The sequence below is a fragment of the Halorubrum salinarum genome, assembly GCF_013267195.1.
Classification (GTDB): Archaea; Halobacteriota; Halobacteria; order Halobacteriales; family Haloferacaceae; genus Halorubrum; species Halorubrum salinarum.
Genome location: NZ_CP053943.1, coordinates 97,414 through 123,085, shown reverse-complemented (window position 1 = coordinate 123,085; position 25,672 = coordinate 97,414). Strand labels below are relative to the sequence as shown.

General features: G+C 60.1%; 32 protein-coding genes and 1 pseudogene. 22 read left to right on the top strand and 11 right to left on the bottom strand.

Translation table 11 applies throughout. The annotated features are described in order from the left end of the window. Window positions 1-126 precede the first annotated feature (126 nt). Genes HPS36_RS16705 through HPS36_RS16695 form a run of 3 tightly spaced genes read left to right on the top strand, consistent with a single transcriptional unit; the run spans window position 127 to window position 2,408 of the window. The gene (locus HPS36_RS16705) at window positions 127-708 is read left to right on the top strand and encodes a DUF7342 family protein (protein ID WP_128904670.1); all 582 of its coding nucleotides are present in this window, start codon (window positions 127-129) and stop codon (window positions 706-708) included. 3 nt (window positions 709-711) lie between these two features. After that, window positions 712-1,173, top strand: coding sequence for a hypothetical protein (locus HPS36_RS16700; RefSeq protein WP_094529634.1), 462 nt, complete (start codon window positions 712-714; stop codon window positions 1,171-1,173). After that, window positions 1,170-2,408, top strand: a complete 1,239-nt coding sequence (locus HPS36_RS16695; RefSeq protein ID WP_173231035.1) for a tyrosine-type recombinase/integrase — start codon at window positions 1,170-1,172, stop codon at window positions 2,406-2,408. The genes HPS36_RS16700 and HPS36_RS16695 overlap by 4 nt, the downstream gene beginning before the upstream one ends. Window positions 2,409-2,442: 34 nt before the next feature. Here HPS36_RS16695 and HPS36_RS16690 read toward each other — a convergent pair whose 3' ends face one another. The 3 genes from HPS36_RS16690 to HPS36_RS16680 are packed head-to-tail and all read right to left on the bottom strand — an operon-like array spanning window position 2,443 to window position 5,248. Further along, window positions 2,443-3,096, bottom strand: a complete 654-nt coding sequence (locus HPS36_RS16690; RefSeq protein WP_173231034.1) for a hypothetical protein — start codon at window positions 3,094-3,096, stop codon at window positions 2,443-2,445. 12 nt (window positions 3,097-3,108) lie between these two features. Then, window positions 3,109-5,028: a heavy metal translocating P-type ATPase gene (locus HPS36_RS16685; RefSeq protein WP_173231033.1), complete on the bottom strand. Its 1,920-nt coding sequence runs from the start codon at window positions 5,026-5,028 to the stop codon at window positions 3,109-3,111. A 4-nt stretch (window positions 5,029-5,032) separates the two neighbouring features. Continuing rightward, a complete protein-coding gene (locus HPS36_RS16680; RefSeq protein WP_004594622.1) occupies window positions 5,033-5,248 on the bottom strand; it encodes a heavy-metal-associated domain-containing protein in 216 nt (71 codons plus the stop codon). 201 nt (window positions 5,249-5,449) lie between these two features. Here HPS36_RS16680 and HPS36_RS16675 point away from each other — a divergent pair, with 201 nt between their 5' ends. After that, complete coding sequence (locus HPS36_RS16675) at window positions 5,450-5,974, top strand: ArsR/SmtB family transcription factor (protein ID WP_004048660.1); 525 nt, start codon at window positions 5,450-5,452, stop codon at window positions 5,972-5,974. A gap of 29 nt (window positions 5,975-6,003) precedes the next feature. Here HPS36_RS16675 and HPS36_RS16670 read toward each other — a convergent pair whose 3' ends face one another. Then, entirely contained in the window at window positions 6,004-7,470 is a 1,467-nt protein-coding gene (locus HPS36_RS16670) for an amidohydrolase family protein (RefSeq protein WP_173231032.1), read from the bottom strand. Between the two features lie 328 nt (window positions 7,471-7,798). On the opposite strand from HPS36_RS16670, the gene HPS36_RS16665 reads away from it, so the two are divergent. The 8 genes from HPS36_RS16665 to HPS36_RS16630 all read left to right on the top strand — a co-directional run bounded on the left by HPS36_RS16665 (window position 7,799) and on the right by HPS36_RS16630 (window position 13,508). After that, entirely contained in the window at window positions 7,799-9,193 is a 1,395-nt protein-coding gene (locus HPS36_RS16665) for a permease (RefSeq protein ID WP_173231031.1), read from the top strand. A gap of 125 nt (window positions 9,194-9,318) precedes the next feature. Next, a complete protein-coding gene (locus HPS36_RS16660) occupies window positions 9,319-9,912 on the top strand; it encodes a helix-turn-helix transcriptional regulator (protein ID WP_173231030.1) in 594 nt (197 codons plus the stop codon). Between the two features lie 25 nt (window positions 9,913-9,937). Continuing rightward, a complete protein-coding gene (locus HPS36_RS16655; RefSeq protein ID WP_173231029.1) occupies window positions 9,938-10,642 on the top strand; it encodes a DUF7546 family protein in 705 nt (234 codons plus the stop codon). A 272-nt stretch (window positions 10,643-10,914) separates the two neighbouring features. After that, window positions 10,915-11,232, top strand: a complete 318-nt coding sequence (locus tag HPS36_RS16650; RefSeq protein ID WP_004048656.1) for a hypothetical protein — start codon at window positions 10,915-10,917, stop codon at window positions 11,230-11,232. A 63-nt stretch (window positions 11,233-11,295) separates the two neighbouring features. Beyond that, the gene (locus HPS36_RS16645) at window positions 11,296-11,643 is read left to right on the top strand and encodes an SHOCT domain-containing protein (protein ID WP_049986201.1); all 348 of its coding nucleotides are present in this window, start codon (window positions 11,296-11,298) and stop codon (window positions 11,641-11,643) included. 105 nt (window positions 11,644-11,748) lie between these two features. Continuing rightward, the gene (locus HPS36_RS16640; protein ID WP_004048654.1) at window positions 11,749-12,165 is read left to right on the top strand and encodes a DUF302 domain-containing protein; all 417 of its coding nucleotides are present in this window, start codon (window positions 11,749-11,751) and stop codon (window positions 12,163-12,165) included. Window positions 12,166-12,171: 6 nt separating this feature from the next. Continuing rightward, window positions 12,172-12,525 (top strand): SHOCT domain-containing protein, encoded by a 354-nt coding sequence (locus HPS36_RS16635; RefSeq protein WP_049983674.1) that lies wholly within the window; start codon window positions 12,172-12,174, stop codon window positions 12,523-12,525. 134 nt (window positions 12,526-12,659) lie between these two features. Then, entirely contained in the window at window positions 12,660-13,508 is an 849-nt protein-coding gene (locus tag HPS36_RS16630) for a plastocyanin/azurin family copper-binding protein (RefSeq protein WP_227262414.1), read from the top strand. Between the two features lie 135 nt (window positions 13,509-13,643). Here HPS36_RS16630 and HPS36_RS16625 read toward each other — a convergent pair whose 3' ends face one another. Next, window positions 13,644-13,925 carry a hypothetical protein gene (locus tag HPS36_RS16625; protein ID WP_233562218.1) on the bottom strand — a complete coding sequence of 94 codons (282 nt, stop codon included), beginning with the start codon at window positions 13,923-13,925 and terminating at the stop codon, window positions 13,644-13,646. A gap of 3 nt (window positions 13,926-13,928) precedes the next feature. Between HPS36_RS16625 and HPS36_RS16620 the strand changes: the two are divergent. Next, window positions 13,929-14,399, top strand: a pseudogene (locus tag HPS36_RS16620) (PLP-dependent transferase); the annotation flags it as partial. A gap of 238 nt (window positions 14,400-14,637) precedes the next feature. After that, complete coding sequence (locus HPS36_RS17060) at window positions 14,638-14,745, top strand: universal stress protein (RefSeq protein ID WP_080506111.1); 108 nt, start codon at window positions 14,638-14,640, stop codon at window positions 14,743-14,745. A 12-nt stretch (window positions 14,746-14,757) separates the two neighbouring features. Here HPS36_RS17060 and HPS36_RS16610 read toward each other — a convergent pair whose 3' ends face one another. Genes HPS36_RS16610 through HPS36_RS16600 form a run of 3 tightly spaced genes read right to left on the bottom strand, consistent with a single transcriptional unit; the run spans window position 14,758 to window position 15,677 of the window. Continuing rightward, window positions 14,758-15,033 (bottom strand): DUF7521 family protein, encoded by a 276-nt coding sequence (locus HPS36_RS16610; protein ID WP_049983675.1) that lies wholly within the window; start codon window positions 15,031-15,033, stop codon window positions 14,758-14,760. A gap of 3 nt (window positions 15,034-15,036) precedes the next feature. After that, window positions 15,037-15,324: a DUF7521 family protein gene (locus HPS36_RS16605; protein WP_049983676.1), complete on the bottom strand. Its 288-nt coding sequence runs from the start codon at window positions 15,322-15,324 to the stop codon at window positions 15,037-15,039. 2 nt (window positions 15,325-15,326) lie between these two features. Beyond that, on the bottom strand, window positions 15,327-15,677 hold the full coding sequence (locus tag HPS36_RS16600; protein ID WP_049983677.1) for an ArsR/SmtB family transcription factor: 351 nt from the start codon (window positions 15,675-15,677) through the stop codon (window positions 15,327-15,329). A gap of 116 nt (window positions 15,678-15,793) precedes the next feature. Between HPS36_RS16600 and HPS36_RS16595 the strand changes: the two genes are divergently transcribed. Continuing rightward, on the top strand, window positions 15,794-16,456 hold the full coding sequence (locus HPS36_RS16595) for a cupredoxin domain-containing protein (RefSeq protein WP_049983678.1): 663 nt from the start codon (window positions 15,794-15,796) through the stop codon (window positions 16,454-16,456). A 59-nt stretch (window positions 16,457-16,515) separates the two neighbouring features. Beyond that, on the top strand, window positions 16,516-16,941 hold the full coding sequence (locus HPS36_RS16590) for a hypothetical protein (protein ID WP_049983679.1): 426 nt from the start codon (window positions 16,516-16,518) through the stop codon (window positions 16,939-16,941). Here HPS36_RS16590 and HPS36_RS16585 read toward each other — a convergent pair. Further along, on the bottom strand, window positions 16,934-17,434 hold the full coding sequence (locus HPS36_RS16585) for a hypothetical protein (protein WP_235681787.1): 501 nt from the start codon (window positions 17,432-17,434) through the stop codon (window positions 16,934-16,936). The two genes, HPS36_RS16590 and HPS36_RS16585, sit on opposite strands and share 8 nt — an antisense overlap. A gap of 315 nt (window positions 17,435-17,749) precedes the next feature. On the opposite strand from HPS36_RS16585, the gene HPS36_RS16580 reads away from it, so the two are divergent. Continuing rightward, window positions 17,750-18,346, top strand: coding sequence for a S16 family serine protease (locus tag HPS36_RS16580; RefSeq protein ID WP_049983681.1), 597 nt, complete (start codon window positions 17,750-17,752; stop codon window positions 18,344-18,346). 103 nt (window positions 18,347-18,449) lie between these two features. Continuing rightward, entirely contained in the window at window positions 18,450-21,227 is a 2,778-nt protein-coding gene (acnA, locus tag HPS36_RS16575) for an aconitate hydratase AcnA (RefSeq protein WP_173231028.1), read from the top strand. Window positions 21,228-21,229: 2 nt separating this feature from the next. Here the strand turns inward: acnA and HPS36_RS16570 are convergent, their stop codons facing one another. Next, window positions 21,230-22,564: a permease gene (locus tag HPS36_RS16570; RefSeq protein WP_049983683.1), complete on the bottom strand. Its 1,335-nt coding sequence runs from the start codon at window positions 22,562-22,564 to the stop codon at window positions 21,230-21,232. A 181-nt stretch (window positions 22,565-22,745) separates the two neighbouring features. Between HPS36_RS16570 and HPS36_RS16565 the strand changes: the two genes are divergently transcribed. The 4 genes from HPS36_RS16565 (at window position 22,746) to HPS36_RS16550 (ending at window position 25,302) form a co-directional block, all read left to right on the top strand. After that, a complete protein-coding gene (locus tag HPS36_RS16565; RefSeq protein ID WP_155118453.1) occupies window positions 22,746-23,045 on the top strand; it encodes a hypothetical protein in 300 nt (99 codons plus the stop codon). Beyond that, entirely contained in the window at window positions 23,042-23,341 is a 300-nt protein-coding gene (locus HPS36_RS16560) for a hypothetical protein (protein WP_049983684.1), read from the top strand. The genes HPS36_RS16565 and HPS36_RS16560 overlap by 4 nt, the downstream gene beginning before the upstream one ends. Window positions 23,342-23,433: 92 nt before the next feature. Further along, window positions 23,434-24,732 carry an APC family permease gene (locus tag HPS36_RS16555; RefSeq protein WP_049983685.1) on the top strand — a complete coding sequence of 433 codons (1,299 nt, stop codon included), beginning with the start codon at window positions 23,434-23,436 and terminating at the stop codon, window positions 24,730-24,732. A 57-nt stretch (window positions 24,733-24,789) separates the two neighbouring features. After that, window positions 24,790-25,302 (top strand): metal-dependent hydrolase, encoded by a 513-nt coding sequence (locus HPS36_RS16550; RefSeq protein ID WP_049983686.1) that lies wholly within the window; start codon window positions 24,790-24,792, stop codon window positions 25,300-25,302. 23 nt (window positions 25,303-25,325) lie between these two features. Here HPS36_RS16550 and HPS36_RS16545 read toward each other — a convergent pair whose 3' ends face one another. Then, window positions 25,326-25,634, bottom strand: a complete 309-nt coding sequence (locus HPS36_RS16545) for a plastocyanin/azurin family copper-binding protein (RefSeq protein WP_230455297.1) — start codon at window positions 25,632-25,634, stop codon at window positions 25,326-25,328. Between the last annotated feature and the right edge of the window lie 38 nt (window positions 25,635-25,672).

Below are 25,672 nucleotides of genomic sequence, written 5' to 3'. Positions count from 1 at the left end.
GCTGCAACCGGCTCAGAAAGACGCTTCCCCCAGGGTAGAGCCGCCAAGACCACGGTTCGATTTTACTATAACTCTCCACAGCTGTGGTCGGGGCGATGGTGACAGATGAGATTCGATATAGGACGAATGACCTCAACCTATATTAAGACAAAGCACGAATGGTGTGGTATGACCGAAGACAAATCAAACTCCGAGGGCCTGATGGAGCGCCAGACCACGGGTGAAGACCGTGTGCGGATGATCGCCCGGCAGCTGTCGGAGCCGCGGACAGCCAACTGGATCGCTTCCGAAGCGGGCTGGTCACACGAGCCGACCAAACGCGTCCTTGAGCGACTCGTCGACGACGGGGTCCTCCACCGCGACGATAGCGGGACTCACACCACGTACTACCCCGATTACCGCCGCCAAGCGATGCAGGAGGCGATGCGGCTTCGAGACAGCGGACACACTGTCGAGGAACTCACGGACCGTCTCGCCGATATGAAGGCGCAGATCCGCGACTGGGAGGACGAATTCGGCGTTGAATCGCCGAACCAGCTTCGCGGGACGCTCGCGGAGGAGTCTCTTGACGCCGACGAGGAAGACCGACGCCGCGAGATTGCCCGTGAGTGGGAGCACCTTCAGCGACGTATCAAGATTGTCGGGTTTGCCATCCGCGAATGGGACTTCCTCGCTCCGACGACAGAGCCTGCTGAGGCCAGCAGCTAACGGATGTCGGTTCCACATCCAGGTGGTGACCCGAACGCAAACCTCTACGCCCAACTGAAGCGGGATGTCCTCGACAGGGTTCCTCAGATCACGACCGTCGAGTTCGTTCCCGACGATATCGAGGCCAAGCAACTGCGAGCGGTTTTCGATTCGGCCCGCCTTGAGGATCCCCCGACAGGCCCTGATTCGCCGGAACTCACCGTCAAGTGGTATCGACAGGACCCCCACGATTGGTTCCGTATCAACTACACCGACCCGAACACGGGCTTTCACGCCGGCTGGCACCAGGACGAAGACCATCCCGATCTCGGACACGCGCATTTCCAGTACTCAGCTGCCGATACGGAGGACCGCTGGGGGATCACATTCGCACACGAGTCTCCCTCCCTGATTCTCTGGGAAATCGTCGAAGAACTTCTTGAGGACGTCCGTCCGAATTACCAGTACGCGAGTGATGATTCATGACGCCCCGAGAACGCGCCGATCAATCACTCGCGAGTTCCTTCGAACGCTACCTCCAAGACAAGGGGAAAGGCCGCGGTGGCGACGGCGGGAACTACCGACGAAACGCTGCACGCGAACTCGAGCGGTTCGCCGAGTGGGCCGCCGGCGACCGCGGCGACGACGACTGGACCGGGATCGTCTCCGGCAACGTCGACCAGGAGCCCACCTTCGAGGACCTCGACGAACGCGTGTTTCGGGAGTACGCCCGCCATCTTACCGGCGATCGTGGACTCAAACAGAACACGGTACAAACCTATTATCGCTATATCTCTGCGTGGTGCGGGTGGTGTGTCAACGAGGGTTACCTCGAAGCGCATTACGCGCAGCGGGCGAGTGCGATGGCGCCGCTGCCGGAGGACGACGGCCGCAAGCCCGGCGACCAGCAGGCCTGGACGTCGGAACAACGCCACGTCCTCACCCGCCACGTCGACGAACGGGCCCGCGACGCCGTCGAGGCGTACACGACACTCCCAGAGGATACTGACCCCCTCGACAAGCAGCGAGGACGCTATGCGGCGCTGAAGGCGGCTCGTGACCGGGCTCTGGTGTTCGTCCTCGCGTACACCGCCGTTCGGGTCGGGGAACTCCTCCGGGATCCGAACGACCCGCGTCGCCGGGGCGTCCGCTGGGAGGACCTCTCGCTTGACGAGGGGAGTATGGATGTCTACCGGAAGAAACAGCAGTGGGACGCCGCCAGTCTTCCCGACCCGGTGATCTCGCCGCTCCGGAGCTATCGCCAGCTGATGGATCCACCGACGGAGCGCTGGCCGGTGTTTCCGACGTACGACCAACGGACGCTCGCGGAGCTCGTCCGGGAAGAGCTAGCCGAACGAGGGGAACGCCCAGAAGCAATCACTAAACGCCGTACGGAGTACGCTCGCGACCTGCTGCTGGCGCTCGATGAGGACATTCGGCCGCCGTCGATCACGACGGATGGCGCACGGTCGATTCTCCAACGGCTCTCGGGGGCCGCAGGGATCGACATCGACCATCCGAAACACGATTATCTTGCTCCGCACGGCGGTCGCCGAGGGATGGGAGAGGTGCTTGTCCGAGCGTTCGGATACACGGTGGCGGCCCGGTATCTCGATAACTCCGAAGAGATGGTCCGAGAACGGTATTCACATATTGAGGCTGGAGAACTTGGTGATGTCGCCACTGAGGCGCTCGAGGAGATCGATAGTATACCGGAGTAATTTTTTTTTCGAGTGTGGGGGTGGACCGACGTGGTCACACCACTTCGACGGTGAACAGCGAGTCGTCGTTGAGGACGACCTGTACCCGGTGGTGCCAGGCGTCAGCGAACGCCTCCCGCTGTTGATCGCTTGCTGACCCATCCAGTATTTCCTGGAGATTCCCGATTGCGGGTCCCCCGTCAGGAACGTCGCCAACATGGTAGGTCACTTCGACGGTCTCGTTCGTATCGGTTCGCCGGAACCGGAACGTCGGCGCCGCCGTGTCTGGATCGAATGCGTCGAAGTGCAGGAGGTCACGGCGCCCCCCATGACCACCGGCGAGCCCGCTGAATCCGTCGTCCTCGGTCGCGCCAGTCACGTACGAAATGATGCGCCCCATCACGCCGTACGCAGCATCGTCTCGCGGGCCGGCTGCCTGGACTTCGATTTCGGTTCGGATTGGATAGTCGTCGGGATACAGGGCATCGAGCCCGAGCTGGACGATCCGGTAGGCGCCCGAGGCAGTCGGACAGGAGTGACCGGCCTCTTTCACCGCGTCCGTGTAGGTGACGACGAACGGATCGCCTGATGTGAGGACGCCGAGGGCCTCCGCGACGGGGTCGCGGATTTCGATCGGGTCGGCGTCGTAGGCGACCTGCCAGTCGGTGCTAGTGTGCGTCGCGTCAGTCGCAGGTGAATTTGTTGTCATTGGTTGTGGTGATTAGTGTCGGAGCAGTCGCATCCCGTTGAGGATGACGAGGAGAACGCTGGCTTCGTGGACGAGCATCCCGGCGGCGAGCGTGACGTAACTGGTGAGCACGCCAGCGAGCAGGACGGTCACGGTCAGCACCGCGAGCCCGACGTTCTCGAGGACGTTCCAGCGCGTCGCCTTACTGAGTGCGACCGCGTACGGGATGCGTTCCAGGTCGTCGGCCATCAGCGCCATGTCCGCCGTCTCGATGGCGGTGTCTGTGCCGGCAGCGCCCATCGCGATACCGACGTCGGCGGTCGCCAGCGACGGCGCGTCGTTGATGCCATCGCCGACCATCGCAACGACGTGGCCGTCGGCCTGGTATTCTTCGATGACGGTCTGTTTGTCCTCGGGAAGGAGTTCGGCGCGGTACTCGTCGATGCCCACCTCCCCTGCGACGGCACTTGCCGTCCGCTCGTTGTCGCCGGTGAGCATCACCGTCTCGATGCCGGCATCTTGAAGCGCCGCTACGACGCCAGGAGCGGCCTCTCGAAGTTCGTCGCGCATCGCGATCACGCCGATGATGCTGCCGTCTCGCACGACGTGGACGACCGTCTCACCGCGTTCCTCGCGGCCACGGACGTACTCGGCGATGTGATCCGGGATGTCGATGCTGCGGTCGTCGAGCAGCGCCCGGTTCCCAACGACGACCTCGTGGCCGTCCGTATGGGCGACGACACCCTTGCCGGCGACCACGTCGAAGTCATCCGGATCCGGAACCGACCGGTGTTCGGCGCTCGCGGCATCGGAATGGGCGATCGCAGTTCCGCCATCGGTTGCGGCGGTCGGACGATCGCGTGCTGCGTCGACGATGGCGTCGGCGAGGTGGTGTTCACTTTTCTTCTCGGCAGTCGCCGCGAGCGAGATTACCTCGTCGTCGTCGACGCCGAACCCCTCGACGTCGGCGACGGTGGTCTCACCTTTCGTGAGGGTGCCGGTCTTGTCGAAGGCAACGAGGTCGATCTTGCCGGCACGTTCGAGGTGTTCGCCACCTTTCATCAGGACGCCCGACCGGGCGGCGTTCCCGATGGCCGAGACGATACTGACCGGCGGTCCGATGACCAGCGCGCCCGGACAGCCGATGACCAGCAAGGTGAGCGACAGGATCGCGTTCTGCGTGACTGCGTACGCGCCGATTGCGAGCACGATGACGGCTGGGGTGTAGTACTTCGCGAACCGGTCGATGAGACTCTCCGTGGGCGACTGGGCCTCCTGGGCCTCCTCGACGCGGCGGATGATGCGCTCGAGCGTCGTATCCGAGCCCGCACCCGTCGTCCGGACCTCCAGTGCGCCTTCCTGGTTGACCGTCCCGGCGTACACCTCGTCGCTGTCGGCCTTGTGGACGGGCGCGCTCTCGCCGGTGACCGGCGCCTGGTTGACTGCGCTCTCGCCGTCGACGACGGTTCCGTCGACCGGGATCTTCCCGCCCGGCTTTACGACGACGACTTCGCCCTCTTCGACATCGCGGGCGGAGACCTTTTGGAGTGTCCCGTCGCGACGGACGGTCGCCGTGTCGGGCGTCATCTCCAGCAGCTCCTGGAGGGCCGTCCGAGTCTTCCGCATCGTGCGGCCCTCGAGGTAGCTGCCGAGGCTGAACAGGAAGACGACGGCGGCGGCTTCCCAGTACTCGCCGATGACGATGGCGCCGATTGCAGCCAGCGTCACCAGCGTCTTGATGCCGAGCGTCCGGTTGGTGACCTCGTGGTAAGCGGTCTTGGCGATGTCGTAGCCACCCACGACCGTCGCGAGGACGAGGATGGCGGCGCTTGCCATCTCGAAACTCGTGAGGTAGCCGAGACTCCAGCCACCGCCGTACAGCAGGCCGCTTGTCGCCGTGACGATGGCCTTCCGGTGGTTCCGGTAGTACTGCGTGATCGATTGTTTGTTCATAGTGTTAGGCGGGCTGGGGAGTGTACCCCTGGTTTTCGATGGTCTCTGCGAAGGCGTCGGGGTCAGCGACGCTGTCGTCGTACTCGATCTCGACGCGGCCGGTCGCGTAGTGGACTTCGACGTGCTGGACGCCGTCGACGTTCGACAGGGCGCGTTCGACGGTACTCGCGCAGGTCGGGCAGTCGAAGTCGAGGACGCGGAATTGGGTTGTGTCGCTCATTACAGTTTGAGATAGTGCCCGTACCTCAATAAGTATTTTTTATATGATATGTTTGAATTCGGATACGAGTCGTTGGAACAGTCAAACGGGTCGTCTAGGGCTTTCGCTATCGCGGGTCCATCCTGTACTGGATACCTCGACAGACACCTACCCGACTCCTGCCCCGCTACCTTTTCCCGCGTGCTCGCGCTCAGTCCTCGTATGAGTGATTCCGATACCGACCACCGTCTCGACGACATCGCGGTGCGAGACACTCGGATTTCGGACGCCATCGACGAGCCGATGCGGGCGATGGTCCTCGACATTCTGTCCGAGGAAGCCCTAACTGCGACCGAGGTCCACGAACGCCTCGACGATCGCGGCATCGACCGGACGGAGAACACGGTCCGCCATCACATCAACGAGCTCCGGGATGCGGGCCTCGTCGACGTCGTTCGCTTCGAGGAGGGGCGTGGTGGGACGACGAAGTACTACCACGCGAACACGATCGTCCTCTCGTACTCACTACCAGATTCGGCCGACGCCGCCGTCGAGGAGATGATCGACGCTGCCCAGCCCCAGATCACGGACGCGCTCACTACGCTCACCGACGAGTACGACGACGCTATTGAGGAGATCGTCGAGGATATGCAGCCCTGCGAGCACTGCCAGACCCAGAAGTACGAGACGTACGTTCTTCTGACCGTCCTGCGACGTGCGTTCGTTCGCGCCCACAGAAATTCCTGAGGGGGAACCACCCCTACGCTGGCAGGGTCTTAGAAGGAGAACCGATCACGCGCGGATTGCATCGCGAGGCGAGTCAGGAGTCGCGCAGGGCCACGCTTTGGGAGGTCCCGTACAGTCTCGATGCTGGTCGGCGGTTCACTACCACCAATGTCTAACTCCCAGCCTGTCTCGTCCATGAAGCGTTCGACAGCCTGATTTACTCGCTGTCGCACGTCGTCCGAGTCCATTGTCTCGGGCACACCATTCCGGAGGACGACGTCGCCGTCAACGATCACTGTCTCGACGTCGGCCGGCACCGCGTTGTTCACGACCTGTGCGGGAACGTTGGTCAGTGGCGTGAACTTCGGTTTGTCGACGTCGAGGAGGATAATATCCGCGCGCTTTCCCGCTTCGATACTGCCGATCTCGTCGCCCATCCCCAGCGCGCGTGCGCCCTCGATAGTGAGCATTCGTATCAGTTCCATCGAGTCGAACTGCCCGGCTGAACGCTTGAGATTTGCCGCCAGCCGAGCTTGCCGCGCTTCACCGAACATGCTGTACGAGTCGTGCCAGTAGTGGTCGTCAATCCCTACTCCGACGTCGACGCCGGCGGCTCGAAGCTCGGGAACGGGCGTCCACTGCGTCTCCCCGTCCGGATTCCAGTAACAGAAGACGGACGGGCAGTGCGCAACAGCCGCGTCCGCCTCGGCGGTTCGCTGGATGTCCTCTTCGTCGCCGAGGCGGAAGTGAGCAGCGACCAGTCGGTCGTCCAGGAGTCCAACGTCGTCGAGCAATCCTACCGAGTCCTCGCCACCGTTCGCTCGTGCCATCGTGTTACTCTCCTCGAGTTCGAGCAAGTGCGTGTGGACGAGCAGGTCCGGATACTCTGCGGCGAGGGATGCGGTCCGTTCCCACAGCTGCCGGGTACACGACCAGTCGTCGTGCGGGCAGATCGTCGCCCTGATTCGGCCGTCGTACGTGTCGTGGTACGTTTCGACGAACTCGCGAGCACGGGCGAACTGCTGATCGACTGGTTGGTCCCAGAAGAGGTCCGAGATCGCCGGGCCGAAAAATCCGCGGAGCCCTGCTTCCCCGAACGCCTCTGCACCTGCGGCAGGCCGTGCGTCCATCGAGTTCACGGTCGTGACACCGCCCAAGAGGAAATTGAGCGCTGCGAGCTCGACGCCTGCCTCGACGAGGTACTCGAATTCGCCGTTCCCTAATCTGTTAAACAAGGCCGTCCCACTCCCAAGCATCTCCGTCAGCTCGAGTTCGCTAAACGCACCGATGAGCGGTGTCATCTCCAGGTGCGTGTGGGCGTTCACCAACCCCGGCATCACCAGTTTCCCGTTCCCGTCGATAACGGTGGATGCTTCTAATTCTCCGTCTCCTGCACGTGATGGTCGGACTTCTTCGATACAGCCATCGGTGATGCATACTGTGCCGCGCTCGTACAGGCGGTTCCGCTCGTCGGCTGTGAGAACGAGTGCATCATGGATTGCCAGATCGACAGCCATCGTAAATTAGGAAGTGGATGTGACAGTTACCGTACTGGACAACCGAGCAGGCCGGCGAAGGCTGTTCTTCCAGGTGGTGTTCCCCTCATTTGGGATATCATCGGTCTCTACTGGTCCCATTAGCCTCTAATACGTCGGCGTGATTTAATCAGATTCCCCTTTTGAATCTGAAGTCGGATTCCGTGGAGCTTGTGGAGGTTTGCAATGTTTTCCCCTCTTCACGATAGATCATCTATGGCCGACGGTTACGATGCCATAGTACTGATACCCTCATAGGCAGTATATTCTAATCAAAACCGCAATAGATGATCCCTACAATGATACACCTATGCAGGCGACGATAATCGACGGAGTTCTTGAATCCCTTCGTATCGGTGTCGGATTTCTCTGGACGGCGGCGTGGGCGATCATCATGGGCCTCACGATTACGAGTCTCGTCCAGGTCTACGTCTCGAAGGAGCGGATGGCACAGGTGCTGGGTGAGGGCGATCTAACTGGACTTACCAAGGCGACTGTGTTCGGAGCAGCAAGCAGTGGCTGTAGTTTCGGCGCCGTCGCCATCGGGAAGGGCCTGTTCAAGAAGGGGGCGCACGCGGTGAACTTCCTCGCGTTCATGTTCGCGTCGACGAACCTCATCGTCGAACTAGGGCTGATGATTCTCATCCTGCTTGGCTGGGAGTTCCTCGTCGCGGAACTGCTCGGCGGCCTGATTCTCATCGCCGTCATGGCCGCCATCGTCCACCTCACGCTTCCCGAAAACCTGTTTAACGAAGTCCGCGAGAAGCTCAACGAGCGCGACCGCCAGGCGGGCGTCACGGAAGATCCCACCTGCGGGATGGAGGGGAAAGACGAGTACACGCTCACGACCGACGGCGGTGAGACGCTCAAATTCTGCTCGGAGGGCTGTATGGAGACCTATCGCCAGGAGACGTCGAGTAGCGGCGGGTGGCGTGACGAGTTGCTGTCGTGGGGTGGCTGGTACAAGGTCGGGAATCAGTACCGCAAGGAGTGGTCGATGATCTGGAAAGACATCGTCGCCGGCTTCCTTATTTCTGGGTTCGTCATCGTCTTCGTCCCGCAGTGGGTGTGGAACACGCTGTTCATTCAGGGCGACGGCCTGCTCGTGACTGCCGAGAACGCCGTCATGGGCGTCATCATCGCCGTCCTCAGTTTCGTCGGCAGTATGGGCAACGTCCCGTTCGCCGTCGCGCTCTGGGGTGGTGGCGTCAGCTTCGCCGGGATCATCGCGTTCGTCTACGCCGACCTCATCACCGTGCCCGTCCTGAACGTCTACCGGAAGTACTACGGCTGGAAGGTGATGCTGTACATCCTCGGCGTCTTCTTCGTCACGATGGCGTTCTCCGGCTTCCTCATGGAGCTGCTGTTCGACGCGCTGGGTATCGTTCCAGATCTGGCGGGCGGCGAGACGGCGACTGAACAGACGTACTTCGAGCTCAACTACACGTTCTACCTCAATATTATCGCCTTTGCGCTCTCCGGGTTCCTTCTGTATGTCTACCGGCGGGGACTCGGCGCACCAGGTCAGTATCGAGATCCGGTGTGCGGGATGCGAACCGACGATGAGGGCCCGAGTGCGTCCCACGATGGGACGACGTACTATTTTTGCTCAAAGAAATGCAAGCGTACGTTCGAAGAAGAACCAACGGAATTTACTAATCAAAGCCCGCAAATATCGAGCCACGATCACGATCATGACCACTGATGATCGCACTGTGGTTCATCCGCTGTGATGGGGTTCATCATCACAGTTTCAATCCGCAATTGTCACACCTACTGCGCTCAAATAGACGGTATGAATAGTCAAATCCCGCAACTCGGGGCTGTCATATGAATCGCCGTCGAGCAGATACTGTCGTCGGTGTGCTTCTCGGGTTCGTTCTCCTGGCCGGCGGGGTACTCAGTTGGCGGGCCTATCAACAGCGTCGGGCTATCGAGCAATCGATGGGGTCAATGATGGGTTCATCTATGGGAACGATGCACGGCCCAGACCCCCTCTGGTACGTGGTTGGAACCCTGCTGGTTGCTGGCGTTATCGGTGGCGTCTATTACGTGGTCCGGGGAGAACTCACTGATCCGGAAGTGGCCGGCACAACGGCGCCTGTCGATCCCACACAGACATCGTCGGCAACGGCTACGTCGGTGGACGATGAAGCCTCGCCGGCGACGTCTATCAATCCTGAATCGGACCCACAGGGGCGGGTTCTTGATCTCTTACCGGATGATGAACGACGCGTCCTCGAACCCGTCCTGAACTCCCCTGGAATTACGCAGATCGAACTTCGGGATCGATCTGAGTTCTCGAAGAGCAAAGTGAGCCAGACTGTGAGTTCACTCGAAGAGCGCGGGTTGCTGTACCGGGAACGACAGGGTCGGACCTATCGCGTGTATCCGAGTGATGACCTACAGAACCAACAGACCTAGAACTTCATACAAACACTACCCCATCATGTCACAAGCAACACTCGAAAGCGATCATGTTAGCCGACTTCTCAAGTCAAGTACGTTGCTCAATCTCCTCCTCGCTACACAGTTGATCGCCGGACTGGTGTACGCATATTTCACAGGGGATATGGGGAGTCGGTGGACCCATTTCGTCCTTCCGTTCATTTGGTTCACCGCCTCACTCTGGGTGATTTGGCATACCCGACCTGGGACGACACGTCGAGCGTATCGTCTCGGTGCTGCACTTGTCGTTGCTCTATACCTCATCGTGATGTTTTATTTTTCAGGATTACTTGGACCGAGCACCTCTCATTTCGGGCAGCTCACTGGACCAAGCGGCTTCGGAATAACGTGGGGTCGATCTTTGGGATGGAGTCCGGTCTTCGTCTATACAGGTGACCTGATCACGGTCTCGCTCATTCCTTACCAAGCGGTTGGCCTGTTCGCGCTGGCGTATCTCGTCTATGATGCATTGCTTGATTTCTCGCAGTCGGCAGTCGGAGGAATAGTCGGGATTGTGGCGTGCCCTGCCTGCGTTAGCCCGTTGTTTGCCGTACTACTTGCAGGCGGACTGAGTGGTTCTTCAACGATGTTATTGCTTGGTGCGTATGGCTACGAAATTGCGACCGTTCTGTTCCTCATGACAATTGGAATCCTCTACCATCGTCAGGCACTCACGAGGCAGTATCACCAGTTCCGAGGGAACTGATCCATCTCGTTCGTGGTCAGCAATACCCGAGCCTCCCTCGCCGCCTGAACCGTGGTTATTGTCTGGATCGCCGCAATGAGGTGAACAGTCTCGACGGATCCCCTTTGCTCTCACCATTCCTCTGATCCTTTCGAATTCGGCAGGTATGAACGATCCCGTCAGTAGAAAACGTTTAGATGGCGTTATAGACGTTCTTGAACGCTCTCCTGTTTGAGTTCACTCCCACGAAGATAACTCCGAACCCACCGTATGACTACTTGAGGCGAAAAACAATGACCAACCGAAACCTCGGACGATGGCTGCTCGTGGTGCTCGCGATTGTCGGACTCGCGTTTGCCGCCCCGGTAGTTAGCGCACACGGTGACGAACCGATCCAGGGGAACGAGACGGCAGCTGAAGGGACGCCAGCCGATGGTAGTGCAGCAGACTGGGCGGCCTGGATGGAAGGTCACATGACCGACTACATGGGCCCGAATGCCGTTGACGAGATGGAAGCGCACATGGGCGTGACCGTCGACGAGATGGCCCAAGATATGGCGGACGACAATCACACCGCGACGGGGATGAACGGACAGGGGTACGGCTGCTAACGATCCCTGTTCGGATCCTCGTCTGACACGATAGATATTCGACTTACTGACTCAACGATCACAATGACACACTACACCAACACTCTCGGGCGGACGACTCGTCGAATCGCAATACTAGCGGTTCCGCTGTTGATTGTAGCAACGGGCACCGCAGCGGCTCACGGTGGTGGAGGCTACGGCGGCGGTATGATGGGTAGCGGCGGTTGGGGGGTCTTCAGCGGTGGAATGGGCCTCTGGAGCTTCCTTTGGATGGGGCTCCTAATCGTCGTCCCGCTCTATCTCGTCTACTCACTCCTCAACAGAGATTCTGAGAGGAGTGATAGTCGGCCGCTTTCGGTTCTTCGTGAGCGTTACGCTCGCGGTGAACTCTCCGATGAAGAGTTCGAACGTCGACGAAAGCAACTCGAGTAGTGCCCATGACCGAAATAGAAGGAGCATCGTCGAGAAAAAATTCTCGTCTGCCAGTTGGGGCGACGGGACCGAACGCTTAAGTGCGTAAACAGGATACAGTATTACATGAGTTACACAATACAAACCAAGATTGATGGAGAGTTCGACGATGTCGTCGACGCAACGAATGCCGCGCTCAAAGACGAGGGATTCGGTGTTCTCTGTGACATCGACATTCAGGCGACGCTCAAGGAGAAACTCGGTGAGGAGTTCCGCCAGTATCGCATCCTCGGTGCGTGCAATCCTCCGCTGGCATACGAAGGGTTGAGTGTAGAAACTGAACTCGGTGCGCTCTTGCCCTGTAACGTCATCGTCTACGAGAACGATGACGGCGTCATCGTGGTGAGTGCGGTCGACCCGGAACAGTTAGTCGGGATCGCTGATAACGACGCGCTTGACTCCGTCGCGACCGAGGTCAGCGAACGATTCGACCGCGTACTGGCAGCCGTAACTGACGAGTTCGGATCCGCATCGGAGGCCTGATCTCTGATGGCATCATCGGATCAACTGGATACGACGACGATACTGCTCATCGTCCTCGGAGCGTTCATCCTCCTTCCCTTGCTCACAATGGGTATGGGGTTCGGTGGGATGATGGGATACGGAGGAATGATGGGCCAGTACGGTACCACAGGTGGTTGGTGGCCCCTCATCGGGATGCTCGTCCCGGTCATCTTCCTCCTTGCGCTTCTGGGCGGTGGATATCTCATCTTCCGGCGGATGAGCGAGACACAGACGTCTCATAATCCCGCGATGGAAGAGTTACGTCTGGCGTACGCTCGTGGCGATCTCACGGACGAAGAGTTCGAAGCCCGACGAGAAAAGCTCGAACAATCAGAGTGACCACTACCCAAACCGCGTTTCACCCGTTTGAACACCTGCGGATCGACTCGAGGGTATCGAAACCAACCGTTCGGCAGCATCGTTCCGTTACATCGAAATGGTGTGCTCGATTCAGCATATGGTTATGAGTAGTAATGGGAACAAACGACAAGTTCGGAGTGAGTCACGTCCGAAGTCTTCGCACCAGTATCGCGCGTAGCTACCCACCGAAGAATGATCCAGACAACATGACACATCACAGCCGACGTCAATTCTTAGGCATTGTCGGTGCCAGCGCAGTCGCCAGCACCGGCTTTGCTCAGTCAGCGAACGCACAGGAGACGCCCATCGTGGAGATGGGAAACAATTACTTCGACCCAATCGGCCTACGTGTTGATCCCGGGACAACCGTTCAATTTGAACTCGCAGCGGGGGCACATTCCGCTACGGCGTACGCAGATCGTATTCCGGAGGGCGCTTCCGCCTTCGATAGTGGGACGATCTCAGACGGGAGCTTCGAATATACGTTCGAAACGCCAGGGACGTATGATTACTACTGCATCCCGCACAAGTCGATTGGGATGGTCGGACGGATCGTAGTTGGCAGTCCTGGCGGACCGGCAGAGGAGGATTCAATCCCGGATGGAGAGGTCCCATCGAGTGAGGCGATTGTTGACCAGGGTACAGTCGCCTACGGCTCAAGCAGCGATGGAAGCGGGAATACTGGTGGTGGAATGATGGGACGAGGTGGTTCTGGAATGATGAGTGGCCGCAACGGAGGTGGAGTTGGAGGGCTACCAGCTGTTGGTGGCGTACTCGGAATGCTGGGCGTTCTCGGTGGCGGGCTCTACTGGCTTGGAAACCAAAAATCTCCTCAATCGACTACCGACGACTCAGCCAGAAAAACGCTCCAGAACCGCTATGCCAGGGGCGAAATTGACGAGGAGGAGTATAGACGTCGCCGTGAGCGATTAGATGCTACTGATGAGGACATCTCCAACTGATTGCCACCGTGAGAGGGTGAACTCACCGGGGTCAAGTGATTCGGGGATTAGAGAATACCGCCCTCACCGATACCTTTGATTTCAGAACGATCCCGTGACTTGTTTTGTTCCATTTATGACTGATTTCTCTTGTGATCAACTCGCCTGTGTGGCTCGGTAGTAAACACCAATTGCGAGCACGGCTACGAGGAGAAGATATCCAGTAGCCCACACCAACGAGAGAGCCGTATCTACGTCGGTTGTGAGTCCGGTATCGACCATTACACGGACTGGCCAATAGCCCGGAAAGAGTTTCATCCACCAATCAGGTTCAGATTGAATAAACAGCGGATCCTGAAACAGTCCGATATCGAGCATCGGGAGAATCAGCATCAGCCACATCCCGGCTAGGCGGTTGAAGACGGCCCCGACGAGCATCCCGATGAGACCATACGTGACCGAGACCGAGAGGCGGTCTCCTCGGCGACGGAAGTCGTATGGCTCGCGACGCCGACGAATCCACTTATGCAGGTCGTCGATATCGCGGAGATCGCCGAAATCGCACACGAGTACGGCGCTCTCTGTACCGTGGACAACACGTTCGCGACACCGTATCTCCAGCGCCCATTAGAGTTAGGCGCAGATATCGTCGCTCATTCGTTGACGAAGTACCTCGGCGGTCACTCCGATGTCGTCGGCGGCGCCTTGGTCACGGACGACGAAGGCTTGGACGAGCAGTTGGGGTTCTACCAGAACAGCGTGGGAGCGACACCGGACCCGTTCGCGTGCTTCCTCGTCCTTCGCGGAACGAAGACGCTCCCCATCCGGATGGACCGACACAGTGGGAACGCCCGCGACCTTGCGGCGTGGCTCGACGATCATCAGTCACTCACGCTCTTGATTTGGCTCGGACGTACGATCCGACACCTCATGCCCTCTACATTGTGGATAGAGGTGCCTACGCGTCTCGTCCGGAATGGACGTGGGACAAACTGCAGCAAGTATTGGAGCAAAACGGAGAGACTGTCGTCGAAAATGTCCAGTCCCGGGCAGCTGCCGACGATGTTTTAGTCGTTGCTGAGATCACTCACGCCGTTCCTCATCAGGCAATAAGGAAATACTGGATCAACACGGGAACGACCTCGTCGTGATGGGAACACACGGACGATCCGGCCTTTCACGACGGCTCCTCGGAAGTGTGATCGAACAGGATCTCCGGAACTCAGATGAGCTCATTTTAACCATTCGAGGAGTATAGCCGTGGCTCGAGCTACCAGCGAAGTGAGATGAGAAGCACCACGAATCCGAGACCGATGGCGACCGATTCGATGATATGGACGAAAGCGAGATCGAGCCCCCCGAACTCGAACAGTACTCCTTCGATGAACACACCGAGGGTGATGATCCCGAATCCGATTGCAGCGTTTCTCATATAGTACGTCCTCGTTCGTCGATACGCCTTGAAACTGTAGTACGTGATCAGAATACCGAGGCCAAGGACAGCCAAGCGGACGGCCACGAGAACGGCTGTTGTCGTATCCACCATTAGTCAGTCCTCCAGTTTCTGCGGGTCACGTCCGTATAGAGCGTAGAGGATCGTAAGCATGCCAATCGCGACGATGGTTGTTGCCACCGTTCCCGCATTATGTAAGGTCAGGCCAACCACGTCGAACAAGATTCCTTCGACGATTGCGCCGAAGCTGATAATGGCGAACCCGACCGCGAGGTACAGCATCGATTGACTGTTGCTACGTCGGTACCCTCGATAGGCCTGATAGGCGATCACGAATCCCAGAACCATTGTGACGAGCTTTGCGACGATGAGTCCGGGGTGCATGGTTATTCGTTCCTCATTGTGTTCCACAACCGAGCAAATCTGTCGGGCGCGTCTTCTCGAAGTTCGATACGGACGTCGAATCCTGATTCGAGGAGCTGGACCTCGACGCGGTCGAGTTGGGCTTCGTATTCACTGTAATGATGACCGTCGGGATCAACGTGCGTTCGCTCGATAAGCAGATCGTACTCCAGTAACGTGTTGACCCGTCTGGAAACTGTCGAGACTGACATGTCACACTCTTCGCTGAGTTCCTTGGCGGACAGATGTTTTCGGCGAGTCGACTCGAGGATCGCGCGTGCATAGTCGTCGTCAAGGATTTCGAGAATCCTCGAGATATCTCGCTCCTCACTCACAATCCGTGTTGTTGTGGGTGGGTATATAAAGAAACGCCGATTTGCTGACCCAGCAAATCTGCTTTCCGGATTATATGCCCAGCCCGTGTAGGTTCACCTGTAAGGTGACCGATGGCATGACCGACTCAATCACGCGTCGACGGATGCTCCAGCTGACTGGCGGTGCAGCAGTCGTTGGGCTTGCCGGGTGCACTGGAACGCAGAATAACGACAGCGAGGCGGCAAACGCGTCGCCGACCGAGAGTGGCAACGACGAAGGTACGGAGAGCGGTCACAGCGACGAAGAGAGCGGCCACGATGACGAGGGCGGTCACGACGAAGCGGTCGGAGCGCCGTCCGATACGGCCGAAGTGAACATGATTACGGAGGACGGGGGCTACCACTTCGAGCCACACGTCGTGCGGGTGAACGTCGGGGGAACCGTCACCTGGAACAACGAGAGTGGGAGTCACTCGACGACCGCCTACCACTCCGACAACGATCAGCCCCAGCTCGTTCCCGACGGGGCTGCGGCCTGGGACAGCGGTATCGTCTCCGAGCAGGGCGCGACGTTCGAACACACCCTCGAGACCGAGGGCGTCTACCACTACTACTGCACGCCCCACGAGAGCCTCGGGATGCTCGGCAGCGTCATCGTCGGCGAGCCGGACCCCCACGAGCAGGTCGCCCTCGAAGAGCCGCCGGCCGATAAGCCGGAAAGCGTCCGCGAGAAGCTCGAAGAGCTGAACGGGATGATTCGGACGGCGCTCGGTGACGACCACGAAGAAGACAGCCACTGAGACACATAATTTTCCCGTCGTAGCGAGTACTTTTTATCAGGACCGAGGAGCGTCGACGAATGGGTATTTCAACACAGCAACAAGATCGACCACTCTCGCTCTGGGCACTCATCGCGACGGTTGGTGTGCTGGGCGTGTCGGGACTCGCTGGCGGAGGCCAATTCATCCTCGCTCCCTCGGGGCGTCTTATCGGTATCTCGTCGACGCTTCTGGCTGGCTCCCCGTTCGAGAGCTATCTGATTCCCGGGGTCATCCTCTTCAGTGTCCTCGGTGTGTTTCCGCTGGTCGTCGTGTACGGTCTCTACCGTCGAAAACGATGGGCGTGGCCGGCAGCCATCGCCGTCGGCGTCGCGCTCGTCGTTTGGGTCCTCGTCGAAGGGGTTGTCATCGGATTCGGGAAACGGTTGCAGTATCCCCACCTCGTCCAGGGTGTGGTGATCGTCGGTCTTGCAGTACTCCCCTCTGTTCGAGCGGCTCTCAGATGAGCACGTTGTACCCGACGTGGGCGAACGCGAGGGCGAGATACCCGAGCACGAGCGCCGCCAGGGTTCGCCGAGAGAGTGATGGGAGCCCGATGGCGTCGGAGCCGTGAATCCGCTCGCCGAGCGCGTACGCGAACCGCCCGGCGAGTAACGCGAACGGCAGGTGGACGAACACCAGCGGGAGCACGAGCGAGTCGAACCGGACTGTCGCCTCCAGCCGCGACAGATACTCGAGTTTGAGCACGAGTTCGAGGAGCGCAACGGTCAGCCCGGAGGCCACGGTCGCGAGTAACCCTTCGGTCTTCGAGAGGAGCGTCCCCCGACGGTAACTCCAGCCGTAGAAGACGAGTATCAGCGGGACGAACCGGACGAATGCCTCCTCGACGAGTCCGACCAGAAGTGACCAGGTCGCGAGGGTCGTCACTCCGAGCAAGAGAAGTTCGAACTGGTAGGCGATCCACACGCCAACCCCGGTCACAACGCTGCTCACGCCCACGAGCCCGACCAGTGACCGATACCGGAGCGTCATGAGTGGTGATGAGACTGTGTCTATACGTCAGCGCACACCGAAATAGATGTACCCGTTCGAAACGCGTACACGAAGAGCATTTATTACTGTACCCGTGTTACATAGTACCACGCAAGCCCCAGCGTAGCCACGCACCATACTGCTATGCCCACCGATGATTCCGCGTCCGTCTCTCGCCCGTCCGATACGGAAAGAGACGTTGTAGGACGGGTAGAAGAGACGATTCTGTCACGGCGAGGGTTCCTCGCAGGACTCGGCCTGGGGGGCGTCGGCGGCGCTGGGGTGGTTCTCGGTCTCACGCGAGCGGGAGACGGGTTTCAGTCGCTGGCGACGCTTGCGGGCGGGGCCACGCTTCCCGCGACAACACGCTACTATCTTCCAGCGGTCGACGGCTCCGGCGACGGCCTCGTCGTCCCGTTCGAGTTCGAGTTCACCGACGGGGACGGTGAACTGTTCGCCAACCTGAACGGAATCGAAGTCCGTCACGACCTCCAGCTCGCGCTCCGAGAGGCGAGGGAGACGGCCACAGGTCTCACCGGAAAGTCGCTCACCAACATGGCGACGCACATCACGTTCGAGCCCCCCTCCTCCGGCGTGCTTGTACTCCGCGGGAAGAGTTGGGAGGCCGGGCTTACCGTCGCACTCGTTGCTAGCCTCCACCAGCAGTCGCTCTCACAGGAGACGCTCATGACGGGGATCGTCGACGACGAGGGCGCGTTGCTTCCCGTCGGCGGGATCGAGAGGAAAGCGCGCGCGGCGCGGGCAGTCGGCGCACGGGAGCTAATCATCCCGGCAAGCGAACCGACGGACGTGGCTGTTCAAGGGCTCCGAATCGTCGAATCTCCCTCGATTACAGATACACTCGACCGGATTCTGTGACCGGAGCGTCTCACTGCTGATTGGGTCCAAGGAGCGAATCGGTCCAGCCTAGCCGATGGCTTACGGGAAACGATTCAAGAGCCGGGTCGCCGTAGCTCAGGGTATGGCCGAAACCGATCCTTTCGACGCGATACGCGAGTTCGAGTTCGACGGAGATGCCTATCGGATGGCGGATCTCACCGCCCTCGAAGAGGCGGGACTCTGTGAACTGGACCGTCTCCCGGTCAGCATCCGTGTCCTCCTCGAATCCGTCCTTCGGAACGTCGACGGCGACACGATCTCCGCCGAGGACGTTCGAAACGTCGCGTCGTGGCAACCTGACGTACCGGACGTCGAACTCCCGTTCACACCCTCGCGGGTCGTCTTGCAGGACCTCACCGGTGTCCCTGCCGTCGTCGACCTCGCTGCGCTCCGATCAGCGGTTGACCGGAAAGGCAAGGATCCCGCGATCGTCGAGCCAGAGATTCCAATTGACCTCGTGATCGATCACAGCGTCCAGGTCGACTATTTCGGCTCCGAGGATGCCTACGAGAAGAACGTCGAACTGGAGTACGAGCGCAACGGCGAGCGGTATCGAGCGCTCAAGTGGGCTCAGCAGGCCTTCGACGACTTCCGCGTCGTCCCGCCGGGAACGGGCATCGTCCACCAGGTAAACCTCGAATATCTCGGCCAAGTGGTCCACGCTCGTGAGCGTGACGGTGAGAACTGGCTGCTTCCGGACACGCTTGTCGGCACGGACAGTCACACGCCGATGATCGGCGGCATCGGCGTCGTCGGCTGGGGCGTCGGTGGCATCGAGGCCGAAGCCGCGATGCTCGGCCAGCCCATCACAATGAACCTCCCCGAAGTCGTCGGGGTCCGCCTTACCGGAGAACTCCCCGAGGGTGCAACTGCGACTGACCTCGTGCTTCACGTCACCGAACAGCTTCGCGAGGTTGGCGTCGTCGATCGCTTCGTCGAGTTCTTCGGTCCCGGCGTGGCGAACCTCACGGTCCCCGACCGGGCGACTATCGCGAACATGGCCCCCGAGCAGGGTTCGACCATCTCGATGTTCGGCGTCGACGAAGCGACGCTCGACTACCTCGAACTCACGGGTCGTGACGAGGAGCACATCGAACTCGTTCGCGAATATCTCGATGCGCAGGGGCTGTTCGGCGAACAGAATCCGGAGTACACGGAGACGGTCGAGCTCGATCTCTCGACGATCACGCCGAGTCTCGCGGGACCAAAGCGTCCCCAGGACCGTGTCCCGATGGACGATATGAAGACCCACTTCCGGGGGCTGGTCCACGGCGAGTTCGAAGACGAACTCGACGACATCGACGAGGACGCACTCACCCGCTGGCTGGGCGAGAGCAGCGTCGCCGCCGACCGCCCCGACGCCGACCTCCCGGAACCGGACGTGGGCGAACTAAACGACACGGTCGACGTCGACCTCGACGGCGAGACAACCGAAATCAGGCATGGGAGCGTCGTCGTCAGCGCCATCACCAGCTGTACGAACACGTCGAACCCCTCGGTGATGCTCGCCGCAGGCCTGCTCGCCCGCAACGCCGTCGAGTACGGCCTGGATGTCCCCGAGTACGTCAAGACTAGCCTCGCGCCCGGGAGCCGCGTCGTCACCGAATACCTCGAAGCCTCGGGATTACTGCCGTATCTCGAAGACCTCGGCTACAACGTCGTCGGCTACGGCTGTACGACCTGCATCGGGAACGCCGGGCCACTCCCCGAACCCATCGAGCGCGCCATCGACGCCGAGGACCTCTGGACGGCGAGCGTCCTCTCGGGCAATCGGAACTTCGAGGCGCGCATCCACCCGAAGGTCAGAGCGAACTACCTCGCCAGTCCGCCGCTCGTGGTCGCTTATGGCCTTGCTGGTCGCATGGATATCGACCTCGAACGAGACCCGCTCGGAACGGATGACAACGGCGAGTCGGTTTACCTCGCGGATATCTGGCCCGGCGCTGACGAGATCCACGCGGCGGTTCACGACAGCGTCGACTCGTCGATGTTCGAGGAGAAATACGCTGAGGTATTCGAGGGTGACGAGCGGTGGGAGGCGCTCGACGCGCCGACCGGTGACGTCTACGAGTGGGACGATTCTTCGACGTACATCCGAGAACCGCCATTCTTCAAGGACTTCCCGCTGGAGCAACCGGGCGTCGCGGATATCGAGGACGCTCGGACGCTCATGTTGCTCGGTGACACGGTCACGACCGACCACATCAGCCCGGCGGGCCCGTTCTCTCGTGAGCAGCCGGCCGGGGAGTGGCTCGTCGAACAGGGCGTCGAACCCCACGATTTCAACACGTACGGCGCTCGCCGGGGCAACCACGAGGTGATGATGCGCGGCACCTTCGCCAACGTCCGCATCGAGAACGAGATGCTCGACGATGTCGAGGGTGGCTACACGATCCACCAGCCTACAGACCAGCAAACGACTGTCTTCGAGGCCAGCCGTCGCTATCGCGAGGACGACACGCCGCTGGTCGTGTTCGCCGGCGAGGAACTCGGCACTGGATCGAGCCGCGACTGGGCGGCGAAGGGGACCGACCTTCTCGGCGTTCGCGCAACCATCGCGGAGAGCTACGAGCGCATCTTCCGTGACAACCTCGTCGGCATGAGTGTCCTCCCGCTCCAATTTGCCGAGGGCGACTCGTGGGAATCACTCGGTCTCGACGGTTCTGAACGGGTCGCGATTCACGGGCTTGACGATGGTCTCAACGTGAACGAGGAACTCACGGTGGTTGCCGAACGTGACGACGGATCGACCGTTGAATTCCCCGTTACTGCGCAGGTCGGGACGCCTGCAGCCGTTCGATACGTCGAGAACGGGGGCATCCTTCACCTCGTTCTTCGCCGGCTACTCACTCAGGGGTAGAATCAGTCCGTCATTGCTACATGTCCCTCGTCACCGCGTTCCCCGCCAGCCACCGAATCCTGTTTGTGGAGCCAGTAGAGGAACGCGAAGAACGCCGTCGCGAGGACGTTCAACACGAGCTTGTAGTTGAGTTCGATGGACACTTCGGCGATCTGCGCGGAGGCCCGCGACGGGATGAGGCCCAGGCCCAAGAACAGGAAGTGAACCACGAACCCGGCGATAACGGCGGTGACGAAGATCATCAGGGACAGCACCGCCGCGAACGTCGTCCCGTAGTACTCGTCGTAGGCTTTCATGATCGGCGGAACGATGAGGTCCGCGAAGATGTACGACAGCACCGACCCGAAGGGGAGCCCGCGCGTCCAGAGGACGGTCCCGAACGGGACGTTCCCGACCGAACAGACGAAGGTGACGACGCCGATGATCGCACCCAGCGCGGCCGTCCAGAGGACGTATACCGGCAAGCCGAATACGGCTCCGGAGAAGACGCTCGTCCAGACGGCTTCGGGGATGAACCCGGCGATGAGCCCGGCGAAAATGAACCCGATGGCGATCTCGTCCCACAGCATCGCCCACTCCTTCCACTGTTTGTCCGCGAGCGATTTCCACCCGGACCACGAGGTCGCCTTTTCCGGAATCGACGTGTTCGCTTCCTCGGGGTCGAAGGAGTCCTTGCAGGACTGCGAGCAGAAGTAGTACGTCTGGTCGTTGTGTTCGATGGAGTAGTCGGTTTCCTCAGGATCGACCTCCATTCCACAGACCGGGTCTTGGACAGTGATGCCCTCGTCGTCGGTGACGTTCTCGCGTGCTTCATCGAGGACCTCGTCGGGAACGACGTAGACGAAGCCGACCGACATCAGGCCGATGAGGAGCAGTCCACCGACCACATCGGCAAGCAGGAACTCCCAACCCAGCAGCAGCCAGATGACGATGCCGATCTCGATGACGAGGTTCGTCGAGGCGAACTGGAATGCCGCCAGCGCCGCCGCAGCCGACGCCCCCTTCTTGTAGAGGTTCTTCGCCGTGGCGATGGCCGAGTACGAACACGACGAGGAGACGAACCCGAAGAACGTCGCGAGGCCGATGGAGCGGGGTCCGTGGCCTTCGAGCAGCTCTGAGATCCGCTGGGTCGAGACCCACGCCTCGACGCCGCCGGCGATGGCGAAGCCGATGACGAGTGCCCACCAGGTGATCCACGCCATCGCGGCGGTCGTCGTCGCGGCCTGCCTCGCACTCTCCACGATGAACGTCCCGAGCGGTTTCGTCGTCGTGACGATGCCGATGGTGACGGTGATTACGGCGATGACCGTGAGGATCGCGTAATCTGATCTGTCCATTGTCTTGGTGGCCTACATTTAGGGGCTCCTCTCCTAATGCGGTTGTGGCTACATCTGTGGGATATATCGTTTGTGATCCTTTGGATACCAGCATCACAACCCTAGCAGAATTTAGAATCAAGGGGTATGCCACTTCGGGTGCGGAGTAATTGACTTGTGGCTGGCTGGGGAAGATAGTCGTATGCTTACGTCCTACAGCGAACTTCTCTTGACGGGTATCATTCTCGCGAGCACCGCGTACACGGTGAGCAAAACGCCCGCTATCTGGCACCAGTACGAGGGAATATATGGACACCTACTCGTTGGCGTACCGCTCGTTGGGCTACTGTTCGGGATCGCCCATCTCGGGATGCTCACACCGCTTCCGCATGGCCTGCTCGCTGCAGTGGAAACCGGAGCTCTCCTCGGTGTCATAGTCGTACTCGGCGCACTCGGATATATTCACCCGCGACTTGGGTATTCTGGGGGAGAATCCCGATGATGGCGCTCCTCTTCTCGTTACTCTCGGCAGTCGTCGCTGGTGGGCTTGCGTTCCTTTGTTACACTCTGCTCTACGGGGACTCCGTGCTGGTGATTCAGCGGCCGTTCTTTTTTAGAATCGGCGTTGGAGCGCTCTGTGCTGCCGTCCTCGGGGCAAGTGCAGTCGTGGTCGGCTGGGTTCCGACACATCTTCTTCACGCTATCTTCGCAGTATCAATCGCTGCGGCGGTCCGGACAGTCCATAACGGTCTCCATCCGGACACTGAAGCGTGGTTCTACTCGCTTTTCGGAACCTGAGCATCGAAGTAGACGATTTCTACTTCTCGGGCTGAGGTGGTTTGGATTCTAAACAACAAGAAGTCTAAAGATGGCACCCCAACGGAGAGACGATGAGCGAGAAGCTGGGCCGTCTCGGTGCAGTCTCGATTGCGCTCGGTGGTATGATCGGGGGTGGGATCTTCGCCGTACTTGGCGTCGTTGCGGAAATGTCGGGGCCTGCGGCGTGGCTCGCCTTTACCGGCGGCGGTGTCGTCGCGTTCTGCGCTGGCTACTCGTACGTTCGTCTCCAGCGGCTTGGCGACGTGTCCGGCGGTTCGGTCAGTTTCTTACAGGAGTTCGGTGAGTCGACGACGGTCGCTGGGATGGTCGGGTGGACGCTTCTGTTTGGCTATATCGGGTCGATGGGGATGTACGCGTTCGCGTTCGGTAGTTTCGCGACGAAACTTCTCGGCGTCGAAACAGCCCTCGGGGTTCCACTCCGCCCCGTCGTGTCGGTTCTCAGCGTCCTGGGGTTTGTACTGCTGAACGTCCTCGGCGCCCGGGCGAGTGGCGTGACCGAGGTGCTCCTCGTCGCGGCAAAGGTCGGGATTCTCCTCATTTTCGGTGTGTGGGGGTTCTATTTTGGAGCGCGGACAGGACAGCTGACGACCGGGTTCTCCTCCGTCGCGACGGGCGGGTTGCTCATGTCCGCTGCCCTCTCATTTGTCGCCTTTCAGGGCTGGCAGCTACTCTTTTACGACGAGGGAAATCTTCGGAACGCCCGGACGACCATCCCGCAGGCGATCTATCTCTCAATTCCCGCTTCTCTCGGGCTGTACGTCCTCGTAGCAGTCGTCACGACGGGTCTGCTTCAGCCCGAAACGATCGCCGCGAACCCCGAGGTGTCACTCGCCATCGCGGCCGAACCGTTCATGGGGCAGATGGGGTTCATCCTCATTTCCGTGGCGGCGCTGTTCTCGACTGGGAGCGCGATCAACGCCACGCTGTTCTCGGCGGCCCACTTTGCGACGGGAATGCTTGAAGACGACCTACTTCCCGACCGGATCGGAGACGCCGATGCCGACGGTGCTCCGACGCGAACACTTCTCGTCTTGGGCCTGATAACGGCCGCGTTCACCGCCTACGGTAGTCTTCAGGGAATCACGTCGTTCGCGTCGCTTGCCTTCATCACCGTCTTTGGGTCGATGAGTTTCCTCGCGTTCAGGCATCGAGCGGGGCTTCGAACAGGTATCCTCCCCGCTGTCGGCGTGGTGGGTGCAGTACTGTTCTTTCCTTCGTTAGTGTACCACCTCGCCGTGATGGAACCCGCCGTCTTCAGTGTGGTTCTCGTTGTGACGGTCGTCCTCCTGGGGCTGGAGATCCTCTACTTCGAGCGCGAGACTATTCGCTCCGAAATCGATAGCGTGTGATGCTGACGGGGCAGCAGTGCGTGAACGATTTAAATAGCCTGGACAGTGTTGTCGAGTGTGCTCTTTTGGGTCCACGCTGCAGTCGCGTATCTCGTTTACCGAGGCATTTCTGGTGGCCCTACTGACCGATGTGACGATGTCCCGATCTTCGCCCTGTTCGGAGGTGCGTTGCTCCCGGATCTCGTCGACAAACCACTCGCGTTTGTACTTCCATCGCTCCCGAGTCGGTCGGTCGCGCACTCGGTGTTCACCGCGGCACTCGTCGTCCTGATTGTCTTCTATGTCACGAAACACAGGGACCGGTGGGGGGTCGGCGCGGCGTACGCGCTCGGATATGGATCACACCTCGCTGCGGACCTCGTGGATTACCTGTTCGTCCCCGAGGAGACGCTACTGTTTCTGTTCTGGCCGGTCGTAACTGACTATCACCACGTCGAGACGGTCGGAGACCTGCTCGCGCTGTTGTCTCCGACCCCGTATGTACTCGGGCAAACCGTCGTCACGATACTGGGGCTCTGGCTATGGATGGCCGATGGAATGCCGGGATACCCATCGACCCACCGTCAGTGATCGAGTGAGGTCGACTCTCGTGGTCATTCGACGATGACACGTCCGACCATCCCGCTTTCCTCGTGTGGCAGGCAGAAATACTGGTACGTCCCCGTGACGTCGAACGTGTAACTGTAGGTTTCGCCTCGTTCGAGAAACCCTCTCGCTGACGTACTCTGCCGGACAGCCTGCTCGGACTCGTAGCCGCCGCTTGCGAAGTACGACGCCTCGTCGGGAATCCCTTCTTCGTATGCCGATGCGGTATGGGGGACTCCACTCTCGTTCACCCAGGTGACCTGCTGACCGGGGTCGATTGCGACGTCAGCCGGATCGAATCGCAGGTCGCCCGTCATCGTCACCGTCGGACCCGACGGGCCGCTACCTCCGAGAC